The following is a 15,230-nucleotide window of genomic DNA, read 5'->3' as shown; positions in this document are numbered from 1 at the left end:
AATGAATGTTGCTTGTTTTTGATGTTGTAGAAACTGTATTTCTTAAGATGAGCTTCTCGTCTCTTACCATAGTTCCTAATCTTTATTTCTTGCTTTGCTGAACGTATTTCTCGCTAGGCTTGAGCGGAGTGAAAGGCTTGCCGCCTCCGTCGTAGAATTTTCCGAAGAATTCTACAAAAATCAAACGTGCTCCGTGCACATAACCCGACAGGAAAGACAGAAACATATTGACCAGATGCAAAGCAATAAAAAGCAGAATACCAATGCTAAAGCGAGCCACTGGTGGAAAGAGACTAACAATCAGGTTAAAGGCCGAGCCAATGCTAGCCCCCGAAAGTCCCAAAGCCATCAGTCGCGTAAAGCTGACCAGATCCCCAACATAACCGCTGACATTGTAGAGGTTGAAGAGACCTGACCCCAGACCTGCCAAGCTCTTAGCGCTGATAATCGATACTGCCAATACGCCAAGTGCATTGATAATGGCTAACCATTGACCAATCGTTGCCGCAAAGGCCAAGGATGGGAAGAAATTCCCCAAGGCCAAGAGCAGCAGCCCTAGCAAAATCAGTACCCAAGCAAAGCCTGCATTGTATGCTTCTGCATAATCCTTGAGGCGGATATTTTTCAGCCCGCTGAGGAAGAGGCCTGCCAGTACTGTAATGAAGCCGAAGACGACCGAAATGACCAGAATCGTCATGGCATCAGAGCTGGTACTTATCAGAGCAAAGGGCAATTCAAATCCAAAGAATGAGCCATAAACCAGTCCCCAGATAATGACGGCCACGCCCAGTAGGCGGAAGAAGCGCAGATTCTTAGCCATTCCTGGCTTGACATGTAAAAAGCGCAGCGCTAGACTAGTTCCTGCAAAGAGCAAGAGACCATAGCCAATATCGGCGACCATCATGCCAAAGAATACAAAATAAAACAGGGAAACGACGGGCGTTGGATCCTTGTCGCCATACTTAGGCAAAGAATACATCTCCGTCACTAGCTCGAAGGGCTCTACCAAGGCATTGTTTTTAAGCTTGGTCGGAACCTTATCTTTCTCGTCCTGTCGAATCTCTCTGGTCTGGATGAGAATGCTCTGGCCAAACTGCTCTGTCAAGCAAGCCTCAAGAGCTTGAACCTGATTGCTTTCGATCCAGCCTTCCAAGGCTGCCAGATTTTGCGTGCTGGCTAACTGGTTCTTACTTTCTTGACGGGAGGAGAGATTGCATAGATAGTCCAGCTGAACCTTGAGCTGATCCAGCTCACCCTTTGAAGCTGCTAGACTCTTGGTCATAGCGTCTACCACAGCTTCCTGCTGGCGGATATTAGATTTGAGCTGTTCGAGCCGATCAGCAGGCAGTTCCGCATGGTCATACTCAAAGGGCTTAAAGCCATACTCTTTCAAGATTCTGCGAACTTCTTCCAGAGAGCCGGTCTTGTAAAAAATAAGAACCCCGTGCTCCGTATCGTCGGTAAAGACTTCCTGGAACTTCAGATCAGCATGTGCTCCCAGAGCCAAGCGCAGAGCATCGTCATCGGTATTGGGAATCGTCCCAATCAAAGCTCCCAGATGACTGAAAGTCGCAGCTGCTTGCGGTGTTAGCTCCAGTGGCACCCACTTCTCCAGCGCAGCCACTTCCAAGCGGTCAGCTTCTATCTGACCCTTGGCCTCTTGCAATACCTTGAGCTGTTTGCTGATTCCTTCCAGCAGCGCCTCCTCATCCCGGGCTTTCCCTGCCTGCTCCAAAGCAGCAAAGGATAATTCCAAAGGTTCTTCTTTTAAGGATCCCAGCAGTTTCTTTTTGGGCATAAAAGGCTCTAGATCTGCAATCAGCCTCTCGAGCTTTTCTTGACGACTGAGCAAATCCTGCTGAGATAGCTGCCGATCTGGCCGGCCGACTAAAGCCTGCTCAAAGGCTGCCTGCCAGTCCTCTTCCTGCCGCAAGTCATGAATCTGAACCGACTCTAAACCCTGTAGGTAAAAGAGAAGCTGATCCAGCAGTTCCTTGGGCAGAAGCAGAGACAACTGCCGCATTTGACTAATGGCCATAGGCTTCTACCACCTTCTCTACAATGACTCGCGCCAGGTCTGCTTTTTTGTTTGTCAGCGCGGCCGCAACCTTGTCCTCATTTTGCTGGGTTGTCTGCTCCAAGTCTTGCTGCAGGAGCACCAACTTTTGCTGGGAAGTCGCGGTTAATTCCTCTGCCAGTTTCTGCGTTTCATCGTCATACTTCAGCCCCAGTTGCCTGAGATTTTCATCTACTTGCTGTCGCAGCTCCTGAGCCTGCGTCCTGTAGCCCATCAAAACTTCTTCTGCAGCAGTTTCAATTTCCTGCATTTTTTCAAGTGTTTCATTGGCCATCTATTCACCCCCTCGTTTTCAAAAACCTTTGAAAACGGATTTTAAAATCTGCATTCCTGGCTGACTGTCCCGCATCTGGTACAGTCATCTTCAGGAATACAGCTTCGTACTTGCATAAATTATAACATATTCTTTCTGAAAACATCTTTTTCAAACAGAGTTTTTCTCCTGATTCAGAAAATGTCGAACAGCGCCTAATCGTCCGGCTTCATTCCCTAGGGCTGCTGCCGCCAACTCTCTAGGCAAAAAGCGCTGATCTACTACTTGCTGCTTCATCAAATTTTCAAGACGTGGCAGAATAAGCTCAGATCTAGCTAATATCCCGCCACCGACAATCAACACCTCTGGATTTAGAATATAGGACAGGGTTAAAAGACCTTTAGCTAGGCGACCCAAGAATATATCAAGTGTTTCCTGCGCCAGCTTATCTCCTTGGTCTACCGCCGCAAAAAAACTACGCCCAGTATGGCCCTGCTCGCCTGTCTTTTGGCTGTATAATGCCAACAAGGCAGTTGTTGAGGCCAGGGATTGCCAGTCCTGTCCATCTTCCATGGGCAGATAGCCTACCTCACCAGCAGTATAAGTGGATCCATTGACAATCTTTCCATCATTGATAATGCCGCCGCCAATGCCTGTACCGACAGTAATCATAACTGCAGAAGCATGACCTTTGGCAGCGCCTAGCCAAGCCTCACCTAGAGCAGCGCAATTAACATCATTTTCAATCGCAATCGGTAAACCAAATTCTTTTAAAATCCGACTACGGAAATCCGTTCCAATATAGCCTGGAATGGTATAACCGGCGTAACTGATTTTCCCAGCCTGGCTGTCAACTACACCAGCAGATGAAATCGCTACTCCATCTAGCTCAAACTTCTCCTTATAAAATGCTATTAACTGGCAAACCTGCTCTAAAATCTGATTCGTTTTCTTTTCAAAGTCGATCTCAGTGGCAACTTCCCGAAATTGATTTAGACTATGTCCATCAGACTGATAGAGATCTGCTTTAATCGTTGTCCCACCGATATCTATTCCAACAATATTCACGATTCATGCTCCTTCTCTTCTTGATTTTCTTCTAAAGCTGAAAGTGTATTTGTAAAGATTTGGCTGCGATGATCTCGGTCTAAATCCATATAATAGGCATAGAAAATGTCCATCACAACTAAAACCGGAAACTGAGGAGAGATATTATTGCCCTGTGCCAAGTGCTTCTTGACAGCTACTAGGACCAGTTCATCACACTGCTGCCTCAAGTCGTCGCTGTTATTGGAAGTTACCAGCACAGTCTTGGCTCCGACTTTTTTGGCATTCTGAATAGCCTGCGTGATAATTTTAGTCTCGCCAGATATGGAAATGCCAATAACCAGACAGTCCGAATCCAGCATGACTCTATTCACCCGAATCATATGGTCATCCGTGATGGCCTTACAAACCATTCCCAACCGCATGAAGCGAAACTCCATTTCCCGAGCCACTAAGCCTGAACTCCCCTGCCCGTAGATATAGACTCGCCCAGCATTGTTGAGCATATCCCCCACGCGCAGGAACTGTTCTTCGTCAATCAAGGAAAAAGTCTTATTGAGCAATTCGCCATAATCAGACAAGACATTTCTCGTCAAATCCCTACTGACATTTTTACTTTCTGAGCTGGATTCCTGAAATTCAAAGATAAACTGCCGGTAGCCTGAAAAGCCACATTTTTTGGCGAAGCGAGTCAGAGAAGGCACAGAGACATAGAGCTTCTGAGACACCGCCTGAGCCGATAGATCAGCTGTCAGGGCCTCTGCAGACAGAAAATAATCTGCAATCTTCTTTTCCAGGTGTGTCAGACTACCATATACAGACTCAATCACTGGCAAAATGTTTTTTTCCAAAGAAACCATCAGACATTTTCCTCCTGCAACTATTTTCTTTATTCTACCACTTTCTCAAAAGTAATTCCAACCCTTCCTTGCTAGAATTCTCCAGCAGAAAATAAAGTTCAAAACTGACTAAAAAAGCTGGGGCAGCATGTTAAGAACAATCCGTCTTTCTCATCCCGCCCGCAGCCTTTTATACAATTTTTACTTTAAAGACAACCTTACGGATGGGGCCGGCTTCTTCAGCTATCAGTCCAGTCTTATGGGCGTCATTAGAATCCAGCAAGAGCAGGCTGCCAGGAGTGAATATCAGGTCAAACAAAGCTTGACCGGACATCTGCTGCCAGTCTCCTTCCGCATCATAATCCCCTTCTTCCATATTGGACAAAAAGTTATAGTGGATGCGCTCCTTTCCTTCAAAAATCAGATGCACATCGTAAAATTCCCTATGACTTTCCCAGACCCGTTCATCGTCGGTCGTAGTCGTCATTTCAATGACATTGTAAAAGAAATCATCAGACACAGGGTGGTTGCCCTTTTCATCTTGGCTGACATCATGTGTCTGTAAAAATTCTAAGACTTTTTTTAAGGCAGGATGCTGAATGTCTCTCTCAACAGCTGCTCCTTTATATTGAACTAATTCCATTAGTGCCGTACCTCCCAGGATTTATCTGCATGAATGCTTGCAATATCGTAAACTGTTGTATTCTCTGGTGCAGCCTTGCCGCCAGTTAAGACGGAAACCACATAGCCTACAATCAAGGAAACAACAATTGAAATCAAGGAATAAGCCCAGATACTAACGGCTTCTGCTGGCAGAGCGTACTTGATGACTAGCAGGACAATACTAGAAGCAATCATAGCCGCATAAGCTCCCTTGAGATTGGCACGCTTGGTGAAGATTCCCAGAATAAAGATTCCTCCCAAGACACCTAGCACCAAGCCCATAAAGCCATTAAACCAAACATAAGCCGATGTAATACCTGTATGAGCCATCACGATTGAAACTACTGTGGAGAAGACTCCTACACCTAGAGAAACATATTGAGCAATTTTAGTCCGTTTCTTGTCGTCCAGATTGCTAGATACAACATCTTGAATATCCAAAGTCCAAGAAGTCGCTACAGAATTAAGACCTGTAGAAATAGTAGACTGAGCTGCTGCATAAATTGCCGCAATCAGAACACCGGTCACTCCAACTGGAAGACCATAGGCGATAAAGTAAGTGAAGATCTGGTCTTGAGGAATAGAACTGCCCTCACTGCCTGGATGCTGTACTTGATAATAGACGTATAAACCTGTACCAATCAGATAAAAGACAGAGGCGATAAAGATTGACAAAACTCCATTCGTAAACATCATTTTATTGAGCTTCTTCACATTCTGAGTTGTCGTAAAGCGCTGAACGATATCTTGCGAGGATACATAAGAGGACAGGGTATTGATACCAGAGCCCAAGATAATCAGAAAAATAGAATCTTTTAGTAAGTTAGGATTGAAAATAGTTTCATTTCCTGAGATAAATTTACCGCTGGCCAGCTCACTAGCAATATCGCCAAAGCCACCCTTGAGATTAGCAATCAGGAAGAAAAGCCCTATAACTGTACCAATCAAGAGTACTGAACCTTGGATAAAGTCTGTCCACAGAACTGACTTGACACCACCGGTATAGGAGTAAACAATGGCAATCGCACCCATTGCGATAATCAAGATATTGACATCAATCTTGGTCAGAGTAGCCAGAGCTACTGAAGGTAGATACATAATGATGGACATGCGGCCGATTTGATAGATGATAAAGAAGACAGCTGACAAAGCCCGCAAGGCCTTAGAACCAAAACGTTTTTGCAGGTAGTCATAGGCTGTATCAATATCCAGACGTGCATAAATCGGCAAGAAGAAGCGGATAGCCACAGGAATGGCAAAAATCATACCCAGCTGGGCAAACCAGAGAAGCCAAGTCCCTGCATAAGAGTTCCCCGCCAGTGTCATAAAGGAAATCGGACTTAACAATGTAGCAAAAATGGAAACAGATGTTACATACCAAGGTACCGTTCCATCACCTTTGAAGAACTCTTTACCCTGCATCTCCTTTTTCGAGAAGAGCAAACCTGCTACCAGAACAACTAGTAAATACACAATCAGAATAATCATATCGATTGTAGTAAAACCAACATTTCCCATAGAATTTCTCCATTATTATTCATCGTCAAAGCCTAGGACGGGCAGGTTTAGCCTGCCCTAAACTCTGGTGTTACACTCTTTATATTATAAGAAGTCTTCTCTTACCTGCTTAATCATAGCAGCTGCTTCTTTGGCAATTGCATAGTCTCCCTCAGATAGAGGCTCTAACGGTGCTCGAACAGAACCAATATCCAAGTCCTCATTGAGACGAAGAATTTCTTTCATAACAGCATAGAGATTTGCGCGACCGCTGACCATCTTGTAAATCACACTATTAATCGCATGTTGCAGTTCTTTAGCACGATCCAGATCTTTGTCAATGATGAGTTGGTTGAGCTTCAGGAAGAGATCCGGCATCACAGCATAGGTTCCACCAATTCCGGCCTTAGCACCAATAACTCGACCGCTGATAAACTGTTCATCTGGACCATTAAAGACAATATGATCTTCCCCACCTTCTGCGACAAAGATTTGAATATCTTGAGTCGGCATAGAAGAGTTTTTAACCCCAATAACTCGTGGATTTTTACGCATTTCTGCATAGAGTGCTGGTGTCAGAGTCGTTCCAGACAGCTGCGGAATATTGTAGATGACAAAGTCAGTATTCGGAGCCGCTGCACTCATATCGTTCCAGTACTTAGCGATAGAATAGTCCGGCAAACGGAAGTAAATAGGAGGAATAGCAGCGATAGCATCAACACCCAAACTTTCAGCATGCTTAGCCAGTTCCACACTGTCCTTAGTGTTGTTGCAAGCCACATGAGCGATAACTGTCAGTTTGCCCTTAGCCACTTCCATGACATTTTCCAAAATTAATTTCCGGTCTGCTACACTGAGGTAAATACACTCACCAGAAGAACCATTAACATAGACACCCTTAACTCCCTTATCAATAAAGTACTGAGTCAAAGCACGAACACGTTCTGGGCTTACTTCTCCTGCTTCATCATAACAAGCATAAAAAGCCGGAATGACACCTTCATATTTTTCTAATTTTGACATATTCTTCCTCTTTTCTATTCTTTTGTTGCGTCTGCAAACTTCCTTGTAATCAGCTGCGGCCGTGTAATGGCAGATCCTACTACCACACTAAAGGCTCCCAGCTCTAGAACTCTTTTCACCTTTTCAGGACTATCAATATTCCCCTCAGCAATCAGAGGGTGCTGAATCTCAGCTAAAGCTTTTCGGATGATTTCAAAGTCATTGGCTTCAATCTTATCTCCTTCGCTCTGACTAGTATAGCCCACCAAGGTTGTTCCGATAAAATCAAATCCCATTCGATCAGCTTCCAGCATCTCGTCAAGAGTTGAACAATCAGCCATCAAAAGCTGCTGAGGATATTTTTCTTTCACTTTCTGGAAAAATGCTTTTAAACTCTCTCCTTGAGGTCTGCTGGAATTTGTCGCATCTAAAGCGATAATCTCCGGATGGGCTTCCATCAGCTCATCCACTTCCGCTATAGTTGGTGTAATAAAAGCTTGGGCATCTGGATAATCTCTCTTGATAATCCCAATTACTGGCAAATCCACCGCTTCTTTAATAGCCTTGATGTCTATAACCGAGTTAGCCCGAATTCCGCTAGCACCTCCTTCTTTGGCCGCCACTGCCATACGAGCCATGATAAAGTCGCTATGTAATGGTTCGTTTGGTAGAGCCTGACACGACACAATTAACTTATGTCTCAACTCTTCCATTTGATTCCTATCCTCCTTACTCATTTATTGTAAGCCTTTACATTTATTATCTTAACATTTATTGCAATTAGTTTCAATATGGTTTTACTTTTAGAAAGTACTTTCTTTTTAAGTATTACTTTTTATCTCAGTTTGAAACTTATAGAGATGAATACAGTAAAAATATCTATGTTTTCTGTAACTATTCCAATATTTTTCTACAACTAAAAAGAACTAGGCGAATGCCTAGTCCTAGGGGGAAGCAGTTTTGTAGACTTCCAGTCTTAAAGGAATAAAAGCTAACAAACACTAAGCTCAACCAGCTTATTTAAAAGCCCAAATTTGAAGTATAAATCAGCAGAATGCCAATTAGCAAACCTCTGCCACTTGTTTATTCCAAAAGGTATCAAAATCGTCGGGCATTTCATCTCTTCCGCGATAATGTAACATTTCTTTAAGTAAAGTAGGGTTTTTCATGTCTTATCCTCCCAACGATTCTTGAAACCTCTTTCATCATACCACAGAAATAGGAATTTTTCAATAGGTTAATATATAGATTTTCTGTTTTTTCTGAAATTTTACCGATTCACCTCCTAAGAACCTATATGAAGCAGGAGCAGTAAATAGAACAAACTAAATCCTATGTTTAGGCCGGCTCCGTTAAGGTAGGGGCGTCCGATTCTCAGCTTTTCTACCAGTAAGATAGTCAACAGACTGAGAGGTAAAGGAGTCAGCAGCCCCAGATAAGCAGGCAATATCGTCTGACCGGCAACTATTAGCAGTGAGTAAATGAGCCAGCCTAGACCTGTCAGAGCGATAGCTGTCCGCCAGGTTATATCTAGAAAGAGCACTGCTTCATTGATAAGCTCGCTGTCTTCGTCTGAGCAGACCTGTCCGTTGCTTCGTTTATAAGCCTTTTTGCTGATGATCCCAACGTAGTAAAAGGCCACATGTGCCACCGGCGACAGGGCAAATCCAATTCCTAACAAGGCTATTGACAGATAAGCCCACAAGCCCTTATTTGTCAAACCAAAGAGAGCATAAAGCGAGACTAACATAAGAGGGATTGAGAAGTTAGCCACCAGAGCGCCTAGACGCAGCCGACCGACAGAGCCAGACAGCATCAGCATAGCCAGATTCGTATTGCCAATCCGACTCTGCTCCGTAAAAGAGGCATAGCTTTCCTTGTCTACCTCAAAGCCAACCAGCAGAATATCCCCCAATAACCAGCAAAGACCACTCAACAGCCCAGCCCATAAAGATAAAAAAATCACATTACTCTCCTTTTTTCCATTGTCCCCTTATCTTAGCACAAAAGCTCACTCAATCACAAGTAGTCAGAAGGTTTACATCTTTTTACCCCAGCAAGCTCCTTTCGTTAAGGTACCTAGCACTCACGTCGCTCCACTCCTTAGCATCAATGTCTCTAAGCTTGGCTTCGACCAATGGCCTTGCCTCGCTAAGACACATAGAAAAATCCCCCACCAAAGGGCAGGGGATGACCGACAAACTGTCTTATTTTTTAATTGAGGAAGCTGCTCGTTTATTTGCGGCGTCCTGGGCGTTCCTTGTAGCCATAGTATGCGTCTTCGATGATTTCCTGCATGTGGTCAACCATTGGAAGGCGTGGGTTGGCTGGAGAACATTGGTCTTCATAGGCAAGGAAGGCCAATTCGCGTGAATGTTCTTTCCATTCTTTTTCGTCAATACCTTGAGCCTTGAAGTTCATTTCGATACCGACGCGTTCTCCCAGTTCATAAACAGCTTTCGCAAATGATTCAACACCTTCTTCTGGAGTAGAAGCTGGCAAGCCAAGCATACGAGCGATGTCTTGGTATTTCTCATCCGCACGGTAGTAGTTGTACTTAGGCCATGTCGCTGTCTTAGCTGGACGTGTACCATTGTAGCGGATTACATATGGCAGCAAGATCGCATTGGTACGACCGTGGATTGTGTGGAACTGAGCACCAATCTTATGGGCCATAGAGTGGGAAATTCCCAGGAAGGCATTGGCAAAGGCCATACCAGCGATAGTAGAGGCATTATGCATCTTTTCGCGAGAGTGGAAGTCAGCGTTCTTAACAGAGCTTTCCAGATTTTCAAAGACTAGTTTGATCGCTTGGAGAGCCAAACCATCTGTAAAGTCGCTGGCCATCTGAGATACATAAGCTTCTGTTGCGTGGGTCAGCACGTCCATACCGGTGTCTGCTGCGACAAATCCTGGAACAGTCAGTACCAGAGCTGGGTCTACGATGGCTACAGTTGGAGTCAGAGAGTAGTCAGCGATTGGGTACTTGCGGTTGTTAGCCTTATCAGAGATAACGGCAAACGGTGTCACTTCTGAACCCGTACCAGATGTGGTTGGGATTGCGATAAACTTAGTCTTCTTACCAAGCAATGGGAATTTGAAGGCACGTTTACGGATATCCATGAATTTTTGCACAAGGTCACGGAAATCCACTTCTGGTTGCTCATAGAAGAGCCACATTACTTTAGCTGCGTCCATTGGCGAACCACCACCAAGCGCGATGATTGTATCAGGTTTGAAGGTACGCATAATCTCTGTACCACGTTCAACTGTTGTGATATCTGGATCTGGCTCTACGTCTGCAAAGATTTGGTAAACAACCTTATTCCGACGAAGATCAAGTTGTTCGATGATACGATCTAGGAAACCAAGTTCTACCATAGCATGGTCTGTAACGATCATGACACGTTCCACATCGCGACATTTTTGCAGGTATTGGATAGAGTCACGCTCGAAGTAAGTTTTTGAAGGGAGTTTCATCCATTGCATATTATTTCTACGTCTTCCTACTTTTTTGATGTTCAAGAGATTCACAGCACTAACGTTATCACCAACTGAGTTGCGACCATAAGATCCACAGCCCAGAGTCAGTGATGGCAGGAAGGCATTATAAACATCCCCGATACCGCCGAAAGTAGAAGGTGAGTTGCAAATAACACGGATGGCACGAACAGCCTTACCAAATTCCTTGGTCAATTCTTCGTCCGCCGTATGGATAGCAGCTGAGTGACCAAGACCATGGAATTCTACCATTTGACGAGCTTTTTCAACACCGTCTTCACGGGATTCAGACTTGAGAACAGCGATGACAGGTGACAGTTTTTCACGTGTCAATGGCTCTTTTTCACCAACTTCTTTACACTCTGCTGCCAAAATATTCGTATCTTCTGGCACACTGAATCCTGCTTGCTCTGCAATCCAAGTAGCTGGCTTACCAACGATATCCGGATTGAGCTTAGCACCAGCACAGTTCTTGCTGTTTGCCTTAGCGCCGAAGCAGAACTCTTCCAACAGAGCTTTTTCTTTCTTATTGACAAAGTAAGTATGATAAGATTTGAACTCTGCTACAAATTCATCATAAACTTCCTTATCAATGATAACGGCTTGCTCAGAGGCACAGACCATACCATTGTCAAAGGACTTAGACATAACGATATCGTGCGCTGCTTGACGGATATTAGCGGATTTTTCCACATAAGCTGGTACGTTTCCGGCACCAACCCCCAGAGCTGGCTTACCACATGAGTAAGCTGCCTTCACCATTGCATTACCACCTGTCGCAAGGATTGTTGCAATCCCTTCGTGGTTCATAAGTGCAGAAGTTGCTTCCATCGATGGCGCTGTAATCCATTGCACACAGTTTTCAGGCGCACCTGCTGCAATCGCTGCATCACGCACGATTTGTGCTGCATGGGCAGAAGATTCTTGAGCAGATGGGTGGAAAGCAAAGATAATCGGATTACGTGTTTTTAAGGAAATCAGAGCCTTAAAAATAGCTGTTGAAGTTGGGTTAGTTGTTGGAGTAATTCCGCAGACAACACCCACTGGCTCCGCAATCAAGGTCAAACCAGTTACATCATCTTCTTCAATAACGCCAACAGTCTTCGTATGGCGCATGTTATTCACAACGTGCTCACAGGCGAAAAGGTTTTTCGTTGCCTTGTCTTCAAAAACTCCGCGGCCTGTTTCTTCATAAGCGTGCAGGGCCAACTCACCGTGAGCATCCAAAGCTGCTACAGAGGCCTTGGCTACGATGTAGTCCACCTGTTCCTGATTCAGCTTTCTCATTTCCTCTAGTGCAACCAGACCTTTTTGCACCAATTCATCGACATGCTTTTGCGCTGCCAAAGCCTTGTCTTCTTGTTCTACCGTTTTCTTCTTTTCAGCCATTCTATTCCTCCAATGGTTTTGCCTTAGGTTAGATGAAGAACACTAACCTTTGTTAAATATTTCACAATTCAATTATAACCCATTTAATGACTCTTGTAAACACTTTCACCTAACATTCACAAACTTTTTCCTGTTATTTTGTGAATATTAGAAAACAAGCGCTGATTTATTAGATTATTTTTGTCTATTTTGTGAAAAACTTTTTTAATTTTTTAGAGATTTCACATACTTTTGTTTTCACATAATATATGAAAGCGCTTTCTTGGTTTAAATATAAAAAGCTCGGACGAATCGAGCTGATCTTTACTTTATAAACATCTAAAAGATGAACCTTAATTCCCATTTTTAATAATAATCTCAATCGTCATCATAAACACGTTCACCATGTATTTTGATATATTCTTCGCGCTTCCTATCCAATTCTTCCCATATGGAATCGTCAATAGCGTCAATCGTTTGAATTTCTTCCAAACTCATCTCATTTGCTTCCTCAAAGGTTAGAGATAAGATATCTTCGTGTTTTTCCTTGAATTCCTTAATTGTCAGCCATGTTTTCTTATCATCTTCGCTAATTTGACCGTCAATAGCAGTCGCAATTTCAAGTGCCATAATATACATAGCTCGTTTATCAACTGTTAAAACATCCAGATAATTAGAAGCGATTCTTAAATATTTGCCCTTTTCTCTACCGTCGCTTTCATAACTTCCCTCATAATCCAAATCAATATTTTCATATTTTTGGGAATTGATTGCACTGCCACCTTTAACCTTGACATCTTTCCAACGAGAGCCACTTGCTCCCCACTTATCTAACCGCAAAGATAAATAGAAGTCATTTTGCAACATCTCGTCATCCCCGACATTTGAGAAACTTATTTTTTGGCCATTTCTTTCTTTAAACCACATTTTCCATGCGAGTTCTCTGTAGCCAAATGGCACTTTTCTAGTATAATCACCATTGATGTATAGTCTCATAAATCTGAGATATCGCCTCCATGTGCTAGTATGTATTCTTTTCGACGAGTAGCTTCTTCCTCCCAAAGAGGGTCGTCTACAACATCCATCGTTTGAATTTCTGTCAAACTTAGTTCTTTTGCTTCTTCAAAAGTTAGAGATAGAATAGCCTCATGTTTTCTTTTAAACTCCTCAATTGTCAACCAGCTAGCCTTATCATTTTCGCTAATTTGCCCGTCAATCACCTTTGCAATCTCAAGCGCCATAATATACATAGCACGTTTATCAACTGTCAAAACTTCCAGATGGCTGGTTAAAATTCGGAGATAGTCCCCCTTTTCATTATAATCTGTAGCAACTGCATCTTCAAAATTAATTTCAATACATTCCTTAATATGTGAAAAGAGTCTTCGTACCCCTTCCTTTAGGGGGACACTAGACCATCTCTTATCAGCAGTGCCTTTCCTCAAGGATAAATTTGAGAAAAAATCTTCTTGTAATGCATCATTGTTCCCAGCATTTGAGTAAGAAATTTGCTCATCTTCTGGAAACCACATTTTACCAGCAAGTTCTAAATAACCATAAGGTACTTTTTTTGTGTAATCGCCTTTTAAATATAATTTCATTCGTCCTCGTCGTCCAACTCTACCTCTCCATGGATTTTAATGTACTCCTCATTTCTGCGGTCATCTTCTTCCCAAACTGGGTCTCGAACATCATCCATAAACGGAATTTCTTCAAGGCTCAGCTCATTAGCCTGTTCATAACTCATCGAAAGGATATCTTCATGCCGGTTTTTAAATTCCTCCACACTTAACCAGCTCTCTTTATCATCTTCGCTAATCTGACCATCAATGGCAGTCGCAATGTCAAGTGCCATAATATAGAAGGCACGTTTATCAACGGTAAGAAGGTCAAGGTGTTTAGAGGCAATTCTTAAACACTCACCTTTCTCACGAAAATCCGACATCATTGCATCTTCGTAATCCAGCTGTATATATTCTGACTTATGGGATAAAAAATCATATTTTATCCCTTCTTTAATCTGAACATTATTCCATCTATTTTCATGCATCCACTTATTTAATTGTAAGTGAATAGAAAGTTTCTCAATTGGTAAATCAAGATACCCTGCATACGACAAATCTGGCTCTATCCCATCTTTTTTCTCAAACCACATCCTTTTCGCTAGTTCTAAGTAATCAAATGGAATTTCTTTGGTATAATCGCCTTTTAAATATAATTTCAATCTTCTTCCTCATCGTCATAAACTCGTTCACCATGGATTTTGATGTACTCTTCATGAAGTAGTTCTTCTTCATCCCACAAGGGATCCTCTACAGGTTTCATTCTTTTTAGTTCCTCCACACTGATATCAGTTGCTTGATCATAGGTTAGTGATAAGACATCCTTGTGCAACTTCTTAAAAGTCTCTACATCTATCCAAGTCAGCTTGTCATCCTCGCTGATCTGCCCATCAATAGCAGAAGCCACCTCGACTGCCATTATATACATAGCACGTTTATCAACCGTTAAAATGTCCGTATGTGTCGTAGCAATCCTAAGATTTTCTCCACGTTCTCTCCCATCAGTAATAAAATCATTTTCAAATTCCAATTGAATATTTTCATCAGAAAACGAATTCCAAGGATTGCTCTTGTCGTATGGTATATGATTCCATCGTTTATCATTAAACCGCCATTTATCAAATTGAACTCCAAAAAAGAAATCATCTTGTAGTATCTCATCATCACCCACATTAGAAGTAGTAATCAGATGGTCATGCCATTCCTTAAACCACATTTTCCAGAGCAACTCTCTTGTCGTAAAGGTTATTTTTTTAGCATAATTGCCTTTGATGTATAGTCGCATATTGTCCACCTAGTTTCCGTAATAATTTCGATAACTCTTAAAAATCCTATTAATTATCTCTTCCTTTGTACTTGTACCAAGCTTCTTTAGTCGGCTATTAGCACCACTCACGAAGGTTCACTTTTCGAGTTCCTAC

General features: G+C 42.9%; 15 protein-coding genes. All 15 read right to left on the bottom strand.

Going from position 1 to position 15,230, the window contains the following annotated elements; translation table 11 throughout:
- Nucleotides 1-82 precede the first annotated feature (82 nt).
- Complete coding sequence (locus J1C91_RS00490) at nt 83-2,038, bottom strand: V-type ATP synthase subunit I (RefSeq protein ID WP_125438927.1); 1,956 nt, start codon at nt 2,036-2,038, stop codon at nt 83-85.
- A complete protein-coding gene (locus J1C91_RS00485) occupies nt 2,028-2,351 on the bottom strand; it encodes a hypothetical protein (RefSeq protein WP_125438929.1) in 324 nt (107 codons plus the stop codon). The genes J1C91_RS00490 and J1C91_RS00485 overlap by 11 nt, the downstream gene beginning before the upstream one ends.
- 150 nt (nt 2,352-2,501) lie before the next feature.
- Entirely contained in the window at nt 2,502-3,398 is an 897-nt protein-coding gene (locus tag J1C91_RS00480; protein ID WP_009660138.1) for an ROK family protein, read from the bottom strand.
- Nucleotides 3,395-4,237, bottom strand: coding sequence for a MurR/RpiR family transcriptional regulator (locus J1C91_RS00475; protein WP_009660179.1), 843 nt, complete (start codon nt 4,235-4,237; stop codon nt 3,395-3,397). Before J1C91_RS00475 ends, J1C91_RS00480 begins: the two co-directional genes overlap by 4 nt.
- A gap of 169 nt (nt 4,238-4,406) precedes the next feature.
- Complete coding sequence (locus J1C91_RS00470; RefSeq protein ID WP_009660223.1) at nt 4,407-4,859, bottom strand: YhcH/YjgK/YiaL family protein; 453 nt, start codon at nt 4,857-4,859, stop codon at nt 4,407-4,409.
- Nucleotides 4,859-6,397, bottom strand: a complete 1,539-nt coding sequence (locus tag J1C91_RS00465) for a sodium:solute symporter (RefSeq protein WP_009660195.1) — start codon at nt 6,395-6,397, stop codon at nt 4,859-4,861. The genes J1C91_RS00470 and J1C91_RS00465 overlap by 1 nt, the downstream gene beginning before the upstream one ends.
- Nucleotides 6,398-6,481: 84 nt before the next feature.
- Nucleotides 6,482-7,399: a dihydrodipicolinate synthase family protein gene (locus J1C91_RS00460; RefSeq protein ID WP_002908446.1), complete on the bottom strand. Its 918-nt coding sequence runs from the start codon at nt 7,397-7,399 to the stop codon at nt 6,482-6,484.
- A gap of 14 nt (nt 7,400-7,413) precedes the next feature.
- A complete protein-coding gene (locus J1C91_RS00455) occupies nt 7,414-8,115 on the bottom strand; it encodes an N-acetylmannosamine-6-phosphate 2-epimerase (RefSeq protein ID WP_002901987.1) in 702 nt (233 codons plus the stop codon).
- A gap of 324 nt (nt 8,116-8,439) precedes the next feature.
- Complete coding sequence (locus tag J1C91_RS00450; protein WP_235787842.1) at nt 8,440-8,547, bottom strand: acetylxylan esterase; 108 nt, start codon at nt 8,545-8,547, stop codon at nt 8,440-8,442.
- A 116-nt stretch (nt 8,548-8,663) separates the two neighbouring features.
- On the bottom strand, nt 8,664-9,344 hold the full coding sequence (locus J1C91_RS00445) for a DUF6796 family protein (RefSeq protein WP_125438931.1): 681 nt from the start codon (nt 9,342-9,344) through the stop codon (nt 8,664-8,666).
- A 269-nt stretch (nt 9,345-9,613) separates the two neighbouring features.
- Nucleotides 9,614-12,268 carry a bifunctional acetaldehyde-CoA/alcohol dehydrogenase gene (gene adhE / locus J1C91_RS00440; protein ID WP_125438933.1) on the bottom strand — a complete coding sequence of 885 codons (2,655 nt, stop codon included), beginning with the start codon at nt 12,266-12,268 and terminating at the stop codon, nt 9,614-9,616.
- Nucleotides 12,269-12,625: 357 nt separating this feature from the next.
- Nucleotides 12,626-13,243, bottom strand: coding sequence for a hypothetical protein (locus J1C91_RS00435; protein WP_125383054.1), 618 nt, complete (start codon nt 13,241-13,243; stop codon nt 12,626-12,628).
- The gene (locus J1C91_RS00430) at nt 13,240-13,848 is read right to left on the bottom strand and encodes a hypothetical protein (protein WP_125383055.1); all 609 of its coding nucleotides are present in this window, start codon (nt 13,846-13,848) and stop codon (nt 13,240-13,242) included. Before J1C91_RS00430 ends, J1C91_RS00435 begins: the two co-directional genes overlap by 4 nt.
- On the bottom strand, nt 13,845-14,471 hold the full coding sequence (locus J1C91_RS00425) for a hypothetical protein (RefSeq protein WP_125383057.1): 627 nt from the start codon (nt 14,469-14,471) through the stop codon (nt 13,845-13,847). The genes J1C91_RS00430 and J1C91_RS00425 overlap by 4 nt, the downstream gene beginning before the upstream one ends.
- Nucleotides 14,468-15,094: a hypothetical protein gene (locus J1C91_RS00420; RefSeq protein WP_125383058.1), complete on the bottom strand. Its 627-nt coding sequence runs from the start codon at nt 15,092-15,094 to the stop codon at nt 14,468-14,470. Before J1C91_RS00420 ends, J1C91_RS00425 begins: the two co-directional genes overlap by 4 nt.
- Nucleotides 15,095-15,230: the final 136 nt, after the last annotated feature.

Origin of the sequence: Streptococcus sanguinis (assembly GCF_050222175.1) — a bacterium.
Taxonomy (GTDB): Bacteria; Bacillota; Bacilli; order Lactobacillales; family Streptococcaceae; genus Streptococcus; species Streptococcus sanguinis_M.
This window is presented reverse-complemented; position numbering and strand designations above follow the sequence as displayed.

What these genes read in the sequence shown, in the direction of transcription:
- J1C91_RS00490 (WP_125438927.1), bottom strand. Translation starts at nt 2,038, where the DNA reads ATGGCCATTAGTCAAATGCGGCAGTTGTCTCTGCTTCTGCCCAAGGAA.
- J1C91_RS00485 (WP_125438929.1), bottom strand. Translation starts at nt 2,351, where the DNA reads ATGGCCAATGAAACACTTGAAAAAATGCAGGAAATTGAAACTGCTGCA.
- J1C91_RS00475 (WP_009660179.1), bottom strand. Translation starts at nt 4,237, where the DNA reads ATGGTTTCTTTGGAAAAAAACATTTTGCCAGTGATTGAGTCTGTATAT.
- J1C91_RS00470 (WP_009660223.1), bottom strand. Translation starts at nt 4,859, where the DNA reads ATGGAATTAGTTCAATATAAAGGAGCAGCTGTTGAGAGAGACATTCAG.
- J1C91_RS00465 (WP_009660195.1), bottom strand. Translation starts at nt 6,397, where the DNA reads ATGGGAAATGTTGGTTTTACTACAATCGATATGATTATTCTGATTGTG.
- J1C91_RS00460 (WP_002908446.1), bottom strand. Translation starts at nt 7,399, where the DNA reads ATGTCAAAATTAGAAAAATATGAAGGTGTCATTCCGGCTTTTTATGCT.
- J1C91_RS00455 (WP_002901987.1), bottom strand. Translation starts at nt 8,115, where the DNA reads ATGAGTAAGGAGGATAGGAATCAAATGGAAGAGTTGAGACATAAGTTA.
- J1C91_RS00450 (WP_235787842.1), bottom strand. Translation starts at nt 8,547, where the DNA reads ATGAAAAACCCTACTTTACTTAAAGAAATGTTACATTATCGCGGAAGA.
- adhE (WP_125438933.1), bottom strand. Translation starts at nt 12,268, where the DNA reads ATGGCTGAAAAGAAGAAAACGGTAGAACAAGAAGACAAGGCTTTGGCA.
- J1C91_RS00435 (WP_125383054.1), bottom strand. Translation starts at nt 13,243, where the DNA reads ATGAGACTATACATCAATGGTGATTATACTAGAAAAGTGCCATTTGGC.
- J1C91_RS00430 (WP_125383055.1), bottom strand. Translation starts at nt 13,848, where the DNA reads ATGAAATTATATTTAAAAGGCGATTACACAAAAAAAGTACCTTATGGT.
- J1C91_RS00420 (WP_125383058.1), bottom strand. Translation starts at nt 15,094, where the DNA reads ATGCGACTATACATCAAAGGCAATTATGCTAAAAAAATAACCTTTACG.